This is a genomic window from Halalkalibacter sp. APA_J-10(15) (genome assembly GCF_023017105.1).
Classification (GTDB): domain Bacteria; phylum Bacillota; class Bacilli; order Bacillales; family Bacillaceae_D; genus Halalkalibacter.
In genome coordinates this window covers 53755-68161 of sequence record NZ_JALKEV010000006.1, presented here as the reverse complement: position 1 = coordinate 68161, position 14407 = coordinate 53755, and the positions used below count along the sequence as shown (strand labels likewise).

The following is a 14407-nucleotide window of genomic DNA, read 5'->3' as shown; positions in this document are numbered from 1 at the left end:
AATGAGAGAGCGGAGGTGGAAACATTGACTGCATTCCTCACAAACGAAGCACTTCATCAAAAGTCATCTGAGCAAATTACGGCTTTGTTATATGAAGCAGCTTTAACGAACTTAGAAGAGGCGCTTGCACATAATGAACAAAAGGAATATATTGACGCAAATGAAAAATTAAAAAAAGCAGGCGATATTGTTTATCGGTTAGGTGCAGGTTTAAACTATGAAGCTGGGATCGTAGCCGATCAACTAGATCAAGTTTACAATTATATCGCTGACAAGATTATTGAAGCTAATTATAAAAAAGACAATGAAATCATACGTGAAGTGATCCAAATAGTAGAATCGATTATGTCAGCTTGGAATGAGGCGATGAAGGTGAAGAAAGATCCGCAATCATCACTTGTTAAGCAAAAAGCTCAAGCATATGAATCGACTTCCATGTATGAGTCATAAAAAAGGAGATTGAACAATGAAAATTAACAACAATATTCAAGCGTTAAATGCGTATCGTAACCTTCATGCAAATCAATTTAGTACATCGAAGAATTTAGAAAAGTTATCTTCGGGATTACGAATTAACCGTGCTGCGGATGATGCGGCGGGGCTAGCGATTTCAGAGAAAATGCGTTCACAAATTCGTGGCTTGAAAATGGCTGAGCGTAATGCGATGGATGGGATTTCTTTAATGCAAACGTCAGAGGGTGCGATGCAAGAAGTACATACGATGTTACAAAGAATGCGTGAATTAGCAGTTCAAGCGGCAAATGATACAAATACAGAATATGATCGTGAGCAAATCCAAAAGGAAATTGATCAATTAAAACTAGAGATTGATGACATTTCGGAGAAGACAGAGTTCAATACGAGAAAGCTGTTGAATGGTTATAGTGCGGTAATGACGACGTATGACCAAACAGGAAATGATATTAATTTACAAGGTTATCCTGTTGTGACTGATGCGAACTTTAAGTCAGGTCAATATGAAGTGGAGGTAGGAGATGTTGTAGAGTATTATGAAATTACTCAACCAGCAGCGGGTTTAGGAACGACGGCTCCTCAACCTGACATTAAGTTTACAAACTTCCCTGCTGCTGATGCTGACGAAGAAATGAAGTTTGGTGAGTATACGATTCGCATTCGAGACGTGCGCCCAAATGAAGATGCGGAGGTTGAAATCCTTGATCCAGACGGCTTGCCAATCGGAACGAAAGTTGTTGGTATAGGAGATGAAGGTGAGGCAGAAATGGACATTTTTGGTATCACGATTGATACTTCAAAAATCGACTCTGCTGGAACGGTAAAAGTGAAAATGGAAGCTACGGCGACGATTACTTTAAATGATGCGGATGGTAATCCGATCAAGTCGCCTCGAGAATTAACATCAACGAATGGCTTATTTAAGCACGGTGGAGTTGAATATCAATTTAACACGTCCATTGAAGAAAATGAAACACTAGAATTCACCATCACAAACAACGCCTTATCTTTCCAAATTGGACCGAATACGAATCAAAACGTCATGATTGATATTCCGAAAATGGATGTTGTGACGTTAAATATCGAAAATGTGAATGTATTAACGAACGAAGCAGCGAACCAAGCGATCTTTGCTCTTGATCAAGCCGTAAACCGATTGTCTGATGCGCGTGCTAAGCTCGGTGCTGTTCAGAACCGTCTTGAGCATACGATTAACAATTTACAAGTGACTCATGAGAATTTAACTGCATCTGAGTCTCGTATTCGCGATGCAGATATGGCGCTTGAAATGACTGAATTCACGCGAAATAACATTTTGAACCAGTCTGCGACAGCGATGTTAGCGCAAGCGAACCAATTACCACAAGGTGTACTCCAGCTTTTACAATAATATAACGAGTAGAGGAGGCATCTCCTAGAGTCACTTCTAGAGATGTCTCTTTCTTTTTCTAAGAAAGTATAAAATTAGAGGGAGACATGTGAGAAGAACCGAAGAAGCAAGTGGGATCATTCAAAGAAGAGCGTTGGCTTCGTTGTAACGGCTCCGCACAACGCTAGTAAGAAAAGACGCTACCGCGCTTTTCTTACATAGAGACGAAACACGAATCATTTGGTATAATCGTACTAATGAAATGGGAACAAGGTGGTGTGACAGCGTGGATGTTCAGCGAGTCGGAAAAGCAGGTATCAATAAAACAGACATGAAGCCTAAAGGACCGGAAGCGAGTGTGTCATTTAAGGAAGTCATCGGCAAGCAGCGTAATGAGAAGGCCTATGATCGACTATCGGCATTAATGCAAAAGATTGATGACCAAGGGAAAGTTTTGTCGGAAACTCGTACAGTTGACGAATTGCGAAAATATAAAAAGCTTGTGAAAGAATTTATGGAAGATGCTGTTGAGTTTGGATTAAGTCTAGAGGAACGACGGGGCTTTAATCGTCGAGGTAGAACGAAAATTTATAAAATCGTCAAGGAAGTTGATCGAAAGCTCCTTGATTTAACGGATGCCGTTCTTGATAAACAAAAAAAAGGATTAGATATATTGAATATGGTTGGTGAAATTAAAGGCTTGCTCGTGAATATTTATGCGTGAAGATGATAAGACAAAGATGAGTTGTTGCGTCGTCAATTATACAAGTATTAAAAATGAGAAAGGATCTCTTACGTTGAATGAAGCGTTAGAGATCCTTTTATTTGTGCTTATTTAGGGAATGATACGCGGATAGCGTTGTGGATATGTTTTAAATGAATACAAAAGGTTAAACAAACTGCAAAGCGTTTCCTCTTACCAAGCTCGTTCGTATTGGTTGGGTGCTTGGATGGTTGTTTGCAATTCCTTTGCTGCGCTAAGTGGCCAATAAGGATTTCGCAAAAGCTCTCTCGCGATGAAGATTAAGTCTGCACGGCCGTTTTGAAGGATTTCTTCAGCTTGAATACCAGTTGTGATAAGACCAACTGCACCTGTATCGATATTGGCTCCTTGCCGGATGGCTTCGGCATGAGGCACTTGATATCCAGGATACACTTCGCTTGGACCAGCCGGAATGACTCCACCAGTACTAACATCTATTAAGTCAATATCTAATTCTTTCAACCAAGTTGATAATGCAATGAAATCCTCTAACGAATTTCCTTGATCGGAATATTCATCTGCTGAAATTCGAACGAAAAGCGGGCCGCTCAACACATTTTGTATACTTTCGATAATACGACGTAAAAATCGGAAACGATTCTCTAACGTTCCACCATATTGATCGGTTCGTTTATTTGTTAAAGGTGATAAGAATTGATTGATCAAATACCCATGAGCAGCGTGGACTTCAATAATGTCATAGCCTGCTTCTTTTGCACGTTTCGCTCCGTTTGTAAAAGCGGTAATCATTTCATTGATTTGGTCAGATGTTAATTCGGTTGGTTTCTTTATTTGATCGAATGCTATAGATGAAGGAGCATATATCGTTTCATTAACGGTTGATTTACGCCCGGCATGAGCTAGTTGAATCGCAGCTTTCGCGCCGTGCTCGTGAACGCGCTCGACGATATGTTGATGTCCTGCTGTATGCTTTTCATCCCAAATACCTAAATCTTGATCTGAGATGCGTCCTTCTGGGGTAATGGCTGTTGCTTCAACCATAATAAGACCAACTTGCCCAACAGCCCGAGATTCATAATGACTTATATGAAAAGGACGCACATGACCATCTTTCGTGTCAGAAGAGTACATACACATAGGTGACATCACAATTCGGTTTTTTAACGTAATTCCTTTAAACGTAACGGGTGAAAATAATTTATTCGTCATGGAAGTCCCTCCAATATCGCTATTAGTATCTTGCAAATTATATAGTAGCATGTTTGTTTATCGATATCGAATTATAAGCTTCTGTTTTTTCGGGAACAATTACGATAAAAAGGAGGTACTTTTTAGATGCATACAAAGCAAACAGTTAAATATATTTGTCATCACTATCCATCAGGGAATTGCTATTATTATAAAAGTGAAATCATTACACACCTTTCATGGGATTGTCTCGATTCGTTACAGTGGTCAACTCCTAGACCAATTACTGAACGTACGTTTTTAAAAAGGAGGAAGCAAGGGTATAAAGTTGAATTTGTTTATCAAACGAAGCAGCCTGCTGTGATTGTACCTATAAGGTGAGTAATTGTCACAATCATGACGATTTTATTTGTTTGTTTCTAATCTGACTTCCTGTAAACTAAGGAATGAAGAACATGTGGAGAGGGGTACATAATGAAACATTTTTTAAAAATTAGTAGTTTGGCGCTTGCTATTTTATTAGTAGGTTGCAATTTAGAAACGGTCGAACAGCAGCAAGTATTAGAGCTTGATGCAAGTCATATAGATTCCTTTTTGATTGATCATGATGAAGGTGATGTTCAGATTCGTTCAAGCGACAGTGCGAATATGATTGAAGTTGAAGCGACGTTTTCTGCTATAAGTAGTGAAGAAGAGCTAGCTGCGGCTTTCTTAGAGCGCAATCTTACATTATCATTAGAAAATGTTGATGGTGTGGCTATGTTGAAAACATCAATCAAACGTATAGCAAACGAATCTGAAGAGGGTGACATTCATTTAGAGATTACGGTGCCTGCGCATTTGAAGGTTGAACTAAAACAGAATGCGGGAATGTTACATATTCAAGGATTACAGGAAGAACTTGCAGTTCAGCACGGGACGGATAGTCTTGTCATTGAAGATGTTGAAGCAAATGTAACGATTACTGATGGTGCTGGTTCCGTTCAGTTAATGAATGTTATAGGGGAGACGAGAATAAATAATGCAACAGGTCATACAGTTGTTGCTGATTCTGCAGGAGATATTGTCATAACGAATGGAACGGGCGATGTTGAACTAGAGGGCTTTAACGGCACAGTGTCTGTTCGAAGTGGGGCTGGTCATATTTCGATTAATCATGTTGATGGCGATGTGACGATTATTGAAAGTGCTCAAGGGAATGTAGAAATTGAAAATGTTACTGGGGAGATTGTTAATTTCGTCGAATAATTGAAAGTCTAGAAGAGAACTCGTAATTGAGTTGTTTTCTAGGCTTTTTTTGTACAGATAAGTGAGAATCGAAGAAACGTTTTAGGTCGTTTTATTAATAATGAATTTTCATGTTAGATATATGAAATCTCAATTGACAAAACCATTGGAAATAGATAGAATACTATTAAACAAATAAATCATATCATTTTTATAGGAATTAAATGAATTTCGACTTTGTGAGGAGGGAGAGGCTGATGAATTTAACCTATGAGCAATTGCAAGAGAACGAGTATAAACAAATTAATGAAGAGCTTGAACATAAAGATACACTTGAAGTCATTAAATGGGCGTATGAATCGTTCGGTGATAACATCGTGTATTCTTGTAGCTTCGGTGCAGAAGGAATGGTCTTAATTGATCTAATAAGTAAGGTGAAAAAAGATGCACAAATTGTTTTTTTAGATACAGATTTTCATTTCAAAGAAACGTACGATTTGATTGATCAAGTAAAATCAAAATACCCTTCATTGAAAATCGAACTGGCTAAGCCTGAATTGACACCTGAAGAACAGGTTGAGAAGTATGGAGATAAACTATGGGAAAGACAGCCTGATGCATGTTGTCAAATTCGAAAGCTTGTGCCATTACAACGGGAATTGAATAAATACGATGCATGGTTCTCAGGATTGCGTCGAGAACAATCGCCCACTAGGGCAAACACTCAATTTGTTAATCAGGATAACCGTTTTAAGTCGATAAAGGTGTGTCCGTTAATTCATTGGACAGAAGAAGAAATTTGGATGTACATCCGCCTTCACAAACTTCCTTACAATGAATTACATGATAAGAGGTATCCTAGCATTGGATGTGAATACTGTACGAAACCCGTTGCCGAAGGAGAAGATCCTAGAAGTGGCAGATGGGCGAATTCAGAAAAGACAGAGTGCGGACTCCATGTTAATGGTAGTGGCATATAATAAGGAGGAAATGAAATATGACAACAATTCAAGCACATGGTGGAACATTAGTTCAACTTTTTGAACCTGACTATGATGTTTCATCACTTACAAAAGAAATTCAATTAGATTCATTTGCGTTATCAGATTTAGAATTAATTGGGGTTGGGGCATTTAGTCCTTTAACGGGCTTTTTGAATAAGGAAGATTATGAAAGTGTCGTGCGTAATATGAGGCTTTCAAATGGGACGATCTGGAGTATTCCAATTACATTACCAGTTGATAAAGGTGTGGCTGATTCTTTAAAACGAGGTGAACAAGTTAAGCTCGTTCATAATGGAGATGTGTATGGAGTCATTACAGTTGAAGAAGTGTATGAGCCTAATAAGAAAGAAGAGGCAGAAAATGTCTATCGTACTTCTGATTTAGCTCATCCTGGTGTGAAGAAGTTATTTGATCGTCATGATATATATGTAGCTGGGCCGATCGTGTTAACGAGACGGTTAAAGCGTGATCGCTTTGAAGAGTATTATTTAGATCCGAAAGAGACAAGGAAGAAGTTTGCTGAGCTAGGGTGGAATCGTGTAGTTGGGTTCCAAACTCGAAATCCTGTCCATCGAGCACACGAATATATTCAAAAATCAGCTTTAGAAATTGTTGATGGCCTATTTTTAAATCCTTTAGTAGGTGAAACGAAATCTGATGATATACCAGCAGATGTGCGGATGGAAAGCTATGAAGTGTTACTAGATAAATATTATCCGAAAGATCGCGTCTTTTTAGCTGTTTTCCCAGCGGCGATGAGATATGCAGGCCCTCGTGAAGCCGTATTCCATGCTATTGTTCGACAAAATTTTGGTTGTACTCATTTTATCGTCGGGCGTGACCATGCGGGTGTTGGTGATTATTATGGAACATATGATGCTCAACTGATCTTTTCTGAGTTTGAAAAAGGAGAATTAGCAATTGAGCCGCTTTTCTTCGAGCATAGTTTTTATTGTAAAGCTTGTGGGAATATGGCTTCTACGAAAACATGTCCTCATGGAAAAGAAGATCGTGTCATCTTATCAGGAACGAAGGTTCGTCAAATGCTTTCAGATGGTATAACTCCACCCCCTGAATTTAGTCGTAAAGAAGTAGTAGAGGTATTAATTAGAGGTATGAAGAAGCAAGTTCATGCTTAATAGAAGGGAAGAACCTGTATGACTTTATCCATTGTCGCAATTGTAATTGCGTGTTTTTTCGCAATGAATATCGGTGCAAGTGGGACAGCAGCGGCAATGGGACCAGCTTATGGAAGTGGTGCCATACCGAAAAAGAGAGTAGCAATGTTACTCGTTGGCGCGTTTGCTTTTTTAGGAGCTTTGTCTGGAGGAGAGGTTGTTCGCACGATTGGCAGCGGGATTATTCCGACTTCCATTGTTGATGTTGAGGTCGTCATTATCATTCTTGCTGCTGCATGCCTTTCACTTTTTATTGCCAATTTACTTGGAATTCCGCTATCGACAAGTGAAGTTGTAGTTGGAGCCATTGTTGGCGCTGGGATAGCCTATCAATCGTTATTCTTTAATTCGCTATTCGTTATCGTTTCGTTTTGGGTAATTGTACCGATTGTTGCTTTCTTGTTAGCCTTTGTATTTGGACATTTAGTGAAAAGACTTGAAAAAAAACATCCGATGTTAAATGGAAAAGGGAAATGGCGTAAGCCTTTGACTATTCTTTTAATTGTGAGTGCTTGCATGGAAGCATTTGCTGCTGGAATGAACAATGTCGCTAATGCTGTAGGACCTCTTGTTGGAGCAGGGCTTATTGATATTCATATCGGGATCATAATGGGAGGCTTCTTTGTAGCATTAGGAGCGATTTTACTTGGTGGCAGAGTACTTGAAACGAATGGGAAACGTATTACGAAATTGAGTCTATTGCAAGGAAGTACGGTTTCGATCACGGGTGGCTCACTCGTTATTACAGCCTCAGTATTTGGGTTACCTGTGCCGTTAACTCAAGTGACGACATCAGCCATTATTGGAATCGGTACAGTCGATGGCGGATTTAGACTATGGCAAAAAAGTATTTTAAAGCAAATTGTGAAAGTGTGGATTGTTTCACCGTTGTTTTCACTCGTGCTTTCATATGGATTCATTCTTCTTTTTAAAGAAGGAGATTATTATTCACTAGCTGTATTGTTAAGTGCTTTAATAGCCACTGCGGGCGCATATAGCTTATACAGAACGGTAAGACAAAATCGTCGAACGACTTATGATGATGGTGCAGGAATATAGGAATGAATTGTTGGAGAAAAGGTGTGAAGAAGTTGGGACAAAATCAGAATATTGTTTGGCATGATACAACGATAAAAAAAGAAGAACGGCAAAAAAGAAACGGTCATAAAAGTTGTATTTTATGGTTTACGGGATTATCAGGTGCAGGAAAATCAACATTGGCAAATGCGTTAGAGCAGCAATTGTTTCGTCAAGGTAAAGCGAGCTATATTCTCGACGGAGATAATGTTCGTCACGGCTTAAATAAAGGCTTAGGTTTCAGTGATGAGGATCGTAAAGAAAACATTCGTCGCATTGGAGAAGTGGCTAAACTATTTGTAGATGCTGGAACGGTTGTTTGTACGGCGTTTATCTCCCCTTTTAAAGAGGATCGCGACCGTGTACGTGAGTTGGTTGAGGAGGGGGAGTTTATCGAAGTTTACGTTCGTTGCTCCTTAGAGGCATGCGAGCAACGTGATCCTAAAGGTTTATATAAGAAAGCTCGTGCTGGTGAGATTCCTTCCTTTACAGGTATTAGCTCACCGTACGAAGAACCAGAATCCCCAGAGCTAATTATTGACTCTGATCAGCTTTCAGTGGAGGAATCAATTGAAACGATTATAACTTATTTAAAAGAAAATGAAATTCTATAAGAGGTTATTCAAAAAGGGAGTTTTTCCCTTTTTGAATAACCTCGAAGCAATGTGTGACATCTTTTAAGTCTTGTGGTGAGTGCTTTTCTCGCCATAAGACGCGTACAAACGGAGTCATTCCATTTTTTCTTTTTAAACAAGCCTCTACTATGCTTTTAGGCTACGTGCTTACGTTTATTGATGGACAGCACGAAGAGCTTCATTTACATCAATTTCTCCGTAGCCGTAATAAGGGTCATAGCCTTTTGTTCCTAAATCAGTTGATGTATTCGTTATAATTTGATAGATGTCATCATTTGAGAGCTGTGGGTTGTTAGAACGTAGCAAAGCGGCCAATCCAGAAACATGTGGCGCTGCCATTGAAGTACCAGACATGACGACATAATGATTATTTGGGAAGAGACTCGGAATATGTTCACCAGGTGCTGTTACGTCAATATGATAACCGAAATTTGAGAAGAATGCTCGATTTCGCTTATCGTTCACAGCAGCAACAGTTAATACCTCAGGGTAACGTGCTGGATACATAGGGTCTTCGACGTTATCGTTTCCTGAAGCGGCAATTAGGACAACATCTTTTTCATAGGCATAACGTATGGCGTCGTATAGTAATTCGGATGAATGATAGTCGCCGAGACTCATGTTAATGACATTTGCACCGTGATCGACAGCCCAATAAATTCCTTTAGCGACTTCGTATGATGAGCCCTCTCCTTCTTCATTTAATACTTTAATAGGTATTATATAGCTATCCCAAGAAACACCAGCGATTCCCGTTATATTATTCGTTAATGCAGCAGATATACCTGCTACATGAGTTCCATGTCCATGTGTGTCGTTAAAGTCATCACTGTCATCTAACGCATTGTATCCATTAATAAGCTTGTCTTTTAAATCGGAATGATTAGGATCGACACCTGTATCCAATATAGCGATCGTCATTTGCTCACCATTAGAAAAATTCCATCCTTGTTCAACTTCGATTTGGTTTAAGTTCCATTGGTATGGCTTGAAAAATTCATCATTTGGTTCCACATTACTTAATTGACGAGTAGTAGAGACAGGATTTGCAATAGTACTGATTTGCTTTGATAACGTGTAATTCGGTTCAACAATGGCAAGGTGACGATCATTTTTTAAGCGGTTGATGAATTCGATCGTATCATCTTGTTTGGATTCAATAAGAAATAACGGGTTCTTATTTTCAAGAATTGTCAGTTCCGGCTGGTCAGCAAACCAAATTGATGCAGTTTCTTTATCACGGAACTTAATAACTGCTTGATGTTCGATGTATTCTCTTTCTAAATCAATCGTTTTATGATCAGAATGAACATAAATATTCCAACCGAGCTCAGGGACTGTTTCGGATTGTAGATCGTTCGGTAAATCATCAGTCGTTCTCCATTCAACATCTGGGTTGTTTCCTGAAATGAAAAAGGACCCATTTGTATCAGCTACAGAAGCAAGATCTTCCATATAATCTTGAATAAACGTGAGATCGACTTCTCCGATAACGATTCTATTATCAGAAAGAGTTTCACCGATCATCATGTAATGTGTACCATCTGCGTTGTATGGATCAGAAAATAAGCTCTTGTGATGTCGGTGTGTAAGTTCGCCTGGGTTGATTTCTTTTAATGTACCTGCTTGTACAATTATTTCATCGTTTTCAACGATAGCGAAGCTTTGGAAATGTGGATGTTCGGATAATTCTTCTTTGAAGTTCTCATAGTACGTACGATCTGAAAAGTCTTGCTCGGACCAACGTTGAAGCTGTTCGGATAATTGATTGATAAAAATTGACGTTGACAATGCCAAATCTTCCGCTAATAAATGGTCAATGGCTGTGGATTCAATTTGTTTTTTGATATCAATTTCTTGCACAGAGAAGGGAGGTTCTGTCATAAAGGTTTGTTTAATAATAAATAGACCAAGTCCGAAAATGGTCAGGATGATGGCACCTGTTATGAATCGTTTCACTTGCTAACACCATCCTTATGAAAAAAGTAAGCCATCCATATCTCATCTACATATTGAGAGTGAATAAATGCTTGCTCTCGTTGAATACCTTCAATCACAAATCCTACCTTCTCATAAAGCTTGACAGCTACATCATTAGATGAAAAAACTGTTAAACACAATTTGCGTAGCTTGTTCAGACGACACCATTCTAGTGTATAATTCATCAACTGTTTGCCGATTCCTATACCTTGAGCATCCTCGTAGAGCCATGTCCGAAACATGCCTGTATGGTGCTTCATTTTTAATTCTCCACGAATTACACGAGCGATTCCTCTGGCGACACCGTCTAACTCTACAACCGTGTACATATTGTTTGATTGTTGCATATGTTGAATGAACTGTTTTTCTTCATCTACAGTTCGGACTTGTTCCTTTTGTAAATAGGTTCCTTCATTTATAATACTTTCAACGGATGATACAATATTTTCGGCATCTTGAATAGTTGCAGGTCGAAGCCGAACGAAACGACCATCTTTTGCGGTAAATGTTGTTACGAATCGATCTTCCATTTGTTTGATCATGAATGCTCCTCCTCTACTGGATGCCAAAACCTCTCGTGATCGTCATCGATGTTTGTATGAATGAGGTGTGACATTGGTACAATGTTAATTTCTTTTTCTTTAAGTAAAGGCAGGCTTTCTGAAATACCTTTATATGTCTCGTCTCCTTCAATTCCAACGTGACCTATAGCAATGGCTGTTTTTTTCTTTTGAGCGATTGCGAGTAGTTTGACCATTTGTTTTGAAACGTGTTTGTGGGAAGAATGTGTATCGTCCAAGAAAAGGTCTCGGCTAGCATATGGAATATTCATTTCCTCTGCTAATGTGGGAATAAGTGATTTAGGACTTGTTCCGCTATCAATAATATATAAACCGTGTTCTTTAACAACTTCGAGTATCGTTCGCATAATCTGTTCATCTTCAACAATTTTTGAGCCCATATGATTGTTTATCCCCTTAGCATATGGAACATTGTCAATTGCATCGTTCACTCTTTTTCGTATTTCTTTTTTAGACAAATTACTCGTAATCGCTTTTTCACCTAACCAAGAAGTTTTACCTTTTTTAGGTTCCATAGGTAAGTGGATCATCACCTCGAGACCTACTGAATGAGCGAGTTCGGCTTGCTCAGTTGATTGCTCTAAAAAAGGCATTATTGCAACGGTAATGGGGATATCCCCACTGAGGAAGGAATCAACACCTTTAACAGGTCCTCCGAAATCGTCAATGATAATAGCAACGTTATGAACGTCCTGAGCCAATGAATGGGACGTCGTATACATAAAGTTGTAAAAAGTAAATATGATTAGAGACGTGAGAAATACTCGTTTCATTTTCTTTCCTCCTGTATTCGAGTAAACAACGGGTTACGTGTAGTTTGTCACAGTTGTTCCTAAATATGAGAATGAACTATACAAAAAACAAGCATTACGTGAAATGCTTGTTTTTTGTATAGAGAAATGTATAATCAAAAGATTATGAAAATTCTCTACGTGTATGATGTTTTTCGTCAACATTATTTGCGCATCTTGAAAGCGGCATTTAACTGACCACGAAGCATGCGTTCGCGAACTTCCTTTTTCTTTAATTGCTTCTGCTCCATTCGTCTAATTTCAAATGTTTGCATTCCATCTTCCATCTTATTTGCAATATCTACTAACCGTTCGACGTCCAAAAAGGAGTACTTTCTCGTACCTCCCTTTGTACGTTCGGGGTATACAAGCTTTCTTTCCTCATAATAACGAATTTTTCTCTCCGACAGTCCTGTTAGTTCACTCACTACTCCTATTGTGATGACCTTTTTATCTTTATACGATGATGACATCCTTTCCACCCCACAACTTTTCTGCTTGAATGTCTAATCTTTTCTTATATAGTAGCACATCTTTTTAATCATCATGATATCTTATGTCAGATTATCTAACATTTTTTATTGTCAGTTTAAATATAAGTCGATAAAGTAGTACAATAGCGACAGCGTTAGCGAAGGTCGTTGATGAGAATGGAAGTCTATACTATAATTGATTAAATAGATAAAAATAGTAGGTTTAGAATGTGGGGCGGATTGGATGAATAATGGCTATGTATATTTAGTAGGTGCAGGACCTGGAGATATTCGTTTAATGACGATAAAAGGACAGCAATGTTTAGAGAAGGCGGATGTGGTTTTGTATGATCGTCTTGTCAACCCGTTATTGCTTGAACAAACAAAACCAGATATTGAGCTAGTTTATTGTGGGAAATTACCAGATCGTCATACTCTTAGACAGGAAACGATACAAGAATTGTTAGTAGATTATGCTAAAAAGGGCAAAATCGTTGTTCGGTTAAAAGGGGGAGACCCAAGTGTGTACGGTCGTGTCGGTGAGGAAGCTGCAGCGTTAGAAGCAGCGGGGGTACAATATGAAATTATTCCTGGCATTACAGCTGGGATAGGAGCTTCAACTTATGCAGGTGTACCTGTTACGCACCGTGAATATGGCGCTTCATTTGCGATTGTCACTGGTCATGATCAGTCGAAGAATGGACAACCTCAAATAGATTGGAAAGCATTAGCAACTGGAATTGATACAATTGCCTTTTATATGGGTGTCAAAAATTTACCTTATATTTGTGAACAATTAACAATAAACGGCCGGAACCCAAGTACACCCGTTATGCTCATTCAATGGGGAACACTTGGTAAGCAACGTGTTTTGACAGGGACATTACAGACGATTGTGAATAAAGTGATGCAAGAAAAATTTACGAATCCGGCTATTACACTTGTTGGAGATGTGACAAAATTACGTACGAAAGAAAGCTGGTTTGAATTACAACCACTTTTTAGCAAACATATCTTATTTGCTCGTACTTCTAATGGAAAAAGCACAATAGCGAATCAATTACGCGATTATGGGGCAGATGTATTCGAATTTCCGCGAATACAAATGAATGATTACACAAATGAACCCCCGTTCCCATATGAACAATATGAGCATATTATTTTTCATGCAGAAGAGAGTGTAGATTGGTTTTTTCGAGAGTTACAGCGTAAGCGCATAGATATTCGCTCAATCCATGCTTCCTTCTACGGAGCATCAAAAAAGTCACTACTACGTATTCAATCGTATGCATGTCTTTCCTATTCGTTAAATCAATTACAAAAAGGTGGAAAAAGACTTGTTATAGGGCCAGATTCAATTATAAAGAACGTGTTAACAAGACAAGAACGTTATGGAGATCATGATTGTCTTATCTCACATGCTTTGACAGTGGTTCATCAAACGAATGGGACTTGTCGACGTTTACTTGAAGAAGATCGAATCGATACGATTATTTTTCCGAGTGCAGAGTCAGTGCGGGTCGTTACAGAGCAAATGGCTGATCATGATCAAACTCCTTCTACGTTATCGCAAAGAGCGAAGATTATTTGTTTTGGGCCTGAATCAAAGAAAGTGGCTGAACAATTAGGCTATCGTGTTGATCATAGTTTAGTTAAACCGGCGTTTGATGCGTTATTACATGCATTACAATAAAAAGAGAAGGTGA

At 38.7% G+C, this 14407-nt stretch carries 15 protein-coding genes; 10 read left to right on the top strand and 5 right to left on the bottom strand.

The features are described from left to right. The first annotated feature begins 24 nt into the window (after nucleotides 1-24). From MW695_RS08830 to MW695_RS08820, 3 genes are all read left to right on the top strand, one after another. Nucleotides 25-450, top strand: a complete 426-nt coding sequence (locus MW695_RS08830) for a flagellar export chaperone FliS (RefSeq protein ID WP_247104920.1) — start codon at nucleotides 25-27, stop codon at nucleotides 448-450. Nucleotides 451-466: 16 nt separating this feature from the next. Then, nucleotides 467-1864 carry a flagellin N-terminal helical domain-containing protein gene (locus MW695_RS08825; protein ID WP_247104919.1) on the top strand — a complete coding sequence of 466 codons (1398 nt, stop codon included), beginning with the start codon at nucleotides 467-469 and terminating at the stop codon, nucleotides 1862-1864. Between the two features lie 265 nt (nucleotides 1865-2129). Beyond that, nucleotides 2130-2567 carry a YaaR family protein gene (locus MW695_RS08820; protein ID WP_247104918.1) on the top strand — a complete coding sequence of 146 codons (438 nt, stop codon included), beginning with the start codon at nucleotides 2130-2132 and terminating at the stop codon, nucleotides 2565-2567. Nucleotides 2568-2759: 192 nt separating this feature from the next. On the opposite strand, the gene namA is transcribed toward MW695_RS08820, so the two are convergent. Beyond that, the gene (namA, locus tag MW695_RS08815; protein WP_247104917.1) at nucleotides 2760-3776 is read right to left on the bottom strand and encodes an NADPH dehydrogenase NamA; all 1017 of its coding nucleotides are present in this window, start codon (nucleotides 3774-3776) and stop codon (nucleotides 2760-2762) included. Nucleotides 3777-3902: 126 nt separating this feature from the next. Here namA and MW695_RS08810 point away from each other — a divergent pair, with 126 nt between their 5' ends. The 6 genes from MW695_RS08810 to cysC all read left to right on the top strand — a co-directional run bounded on the left by MW695_RS08810 (nucleotide 3903) and on the right by cysC (nucleotide 8855). Continuing rightward, on the top strand, nucleotides 3903-4136 hold the full coding sequence (locus tag MW695_RS08810; RefSeq protein WP_247104916.1) for a hypothetical protein: 234 nt from the start codon (nucleotides 3903-3905) through the stop codon (nucleotides 4134-4136). Nucleotides 4137-4229: 93 nt separating this feature from the next. Further along, nucleotides 4230-5003: a DUF4097 family beta strand repeat-containing protein gene (locus tag MW695_RS08805; protein ID WP_247104915.1), complete on the top strand. Its 774-nt coding sequence runs from the start codon at nucleotides 4230-4232 to the stop codon at nucleotides 5001-5003. Nucleotides 5004-5239: 236 nt separating this feature from the next. Then, a complete protein-coding gene (locus MW695_RS08800) occupies nucleotides 5240-5962 on the top strand; it encodes a phosphoadenylyl-sulfate reductase (protein WP_247104914.1) in 723 nt (240 codons plus the stop codon). A gap of 17 nt (nucleotides 5963-5979) precedes the next feature. Next, entirely contained in the window at nucleotides 5980-7125 is a 1146-nt protein-coding gene (sat, locus tag MW695_RS08795; RefSeq protein WP_247104912.1) for a sulfate adenylyltransferase, read from the top strand. Nucleotides 7126-7143: 18 nt separating this feature from the next. Further along, nucleotides 7144-8223, top strand: coding sequence for a sulfate permease (locus tag MW695_RS08790; RefSeq protein WP_247104910.1), 1080 nt, complete (start codon nucleotides 7144-7146; stop codon nucleotides 8221-8223). Between the two features lie 32 nt (nucleotides 8224-8255). Continuing rightward, nucleotides 8256-8855 (top strand): adenylyl-sulfate kinase, encoded by a 600-nt coding sequence (gene cysC / locus MW695_RS08785; protein ID WP_274169701.1) that lies wholly within the window; start codon nucleotides 8256-8258, stop codon nucleotides 8853-8855. A 174-nt stretch (nucleotides 8856-9029) separates the two neighbouring features. On the opposite strand, the gene MW695_RS08780 is transcribed toward cysC, so the two are convergent. The 4 genes from MW695_RS08780 to MW695_RS08765 all read right to left on the bottom strand — a co-directional run bounded on the left by MW695_RS08780 (nucleotide 9030) and on the right by MW695_RS08765 (nucleotide 12701). Then, nucleotides 9030-10835 carry a S8 family peptidase gene (locus tag MW695_RS08780; protein WP_247104907.1) on the bottom strand — a complete coding sequence of 602 codons (1806 nt, stop codon included), beginning with the start codon at nucleotides 10833-10835 and terminating at the stop codon, nucleotides 9030-9032. Beyond that, nucleotides 10832-11398, bottom strand: coding sequence for a GNAT family N-acetyltransferase (locus MW695_RS08775; RefSeq protein WP_247104906.1), 567 nt, complete (start codon nucleotides 11396-11398; stop codon nucleotides 10832-10834). The genes MW695_RS08780 and MW695_RS08775 overlap by 4 nt, the downstream gene beginning before the upstream one ends. Continuing rightward, entirely contained in the window at nucleotides 11395-12210 is an 816-nt protein-coding gene (locus MW695_RS08770) for a divergent polysaccharide deacetylase family protein (RefSeq protein ID WP_247104905.1), read from the bottom strand. The genes MW695_RS08775 and MW695_RS08770 overlap by 4 nt, the downstream gene beginning before the upstream one ends. Nucleotides 12211-12392: 182 nt before the next feature. Next, a complete protein-coding gene (locus tag MW695_RS08765) occupies nucleotides 12393-12701 on the bottom strand; it encodes a MerR family transcriptional regulator (protein WP_035343743.1) in 309 nt (102 codons plus the stop codon). A gap of 244 nt (nucleotides 12702-12945) precedes the next feature. On the opposite strand from MW695_RS08765, the gene cobA reads away from it, so the two are divergent. After that, entirely contained in the window at nucleotides 12946-14394 is a 1449-nt protein-coding gene (cobA, locus tag MW695_RS08760) for a uroporphyrinogen-III C-methyltransferase (RefSeq protein WP_247104904.1), read from the top strand. Nucleotides 14395-14407: the final 13 nt, after the last annotated feature.

Excerpts from the sequence above, each read along its gene's own strand:
- MW695_RS08825 (WP_247104919.1), top strand. The coding sequence starts at position 467 with ATGAAAATTAACAACAATATTCAAGCGTTAAATGCGTATCGTAACCTT.
- namA (WP_247104917.1), bottom strand. The coding sequence starts at position 3,776 with ATGACGAATAAATTATTTTCACCCGTTACGTTTAAAGGAATTACGTTA.
- MW695_RS08810 (WP_247104916.1), top strand. The coding sequence starts at position 3,903 with ATGCATACAAAGCAAACAGTTAAATATATTTGTCATCACTATCCATCA.
- MW695_RS08805 (WP_247104915.1), top strand. The coding sequence starts at position 4,230 with ATGAAACATTTTTTAAAAATTAGTAGTTTGGCGCTTGCTATTTTATTA.
- MW695_RS08800 (WP_247104914.1), top strand. The coding sequence starts at position 5,240 with ATGAATTTAACCTATGAGCAATTGCAAGAGAACGAGTATAAACAAATT.
- sat (WP_247104912.1), top strand. The coding sequence starts at position 5,980 with ATGACAACAATTCAAGCACATGGTGGAACATTAGTTCAACTTTTTGAA.
- MW695_RS08790 (WP_247104910.1), top strand. The coding sequence starts at position 7,144 with ATGACTTTATCCATTGTCGCAATTGTAATTGCGTGTTTTTTCGCAATG.
- MW695_RS08775 (WP_247104906.1), bottom strand. The coding sequence starts at position 11,398 with ATGATCAAACAAATGGAAGATCGATTCGTAACAACATTTACCGCAAAA.
- MW695_RS08770 (WP_247104905.1), bottom strand. The coding sequence starts at position 12,210 with ATGAAACGAGTATTTCTCACGTCTCTAATCATATTTACTTTTTACAAC.
- MW695_RS08765 (WP_035343743.1), bottom strand. The coding sequence starts at position 12,701 with ATGTCATCATCGTATAAAGATAAAAAGGTCATCACAATAGGAGTAGTG.
- cobA (WP_247104904.1), top strand. The coding sequence starts at position 12,946 with ATGAATAATGGCTATGTATATTTAGTAGGTGCAGGACCTGGAGATATT.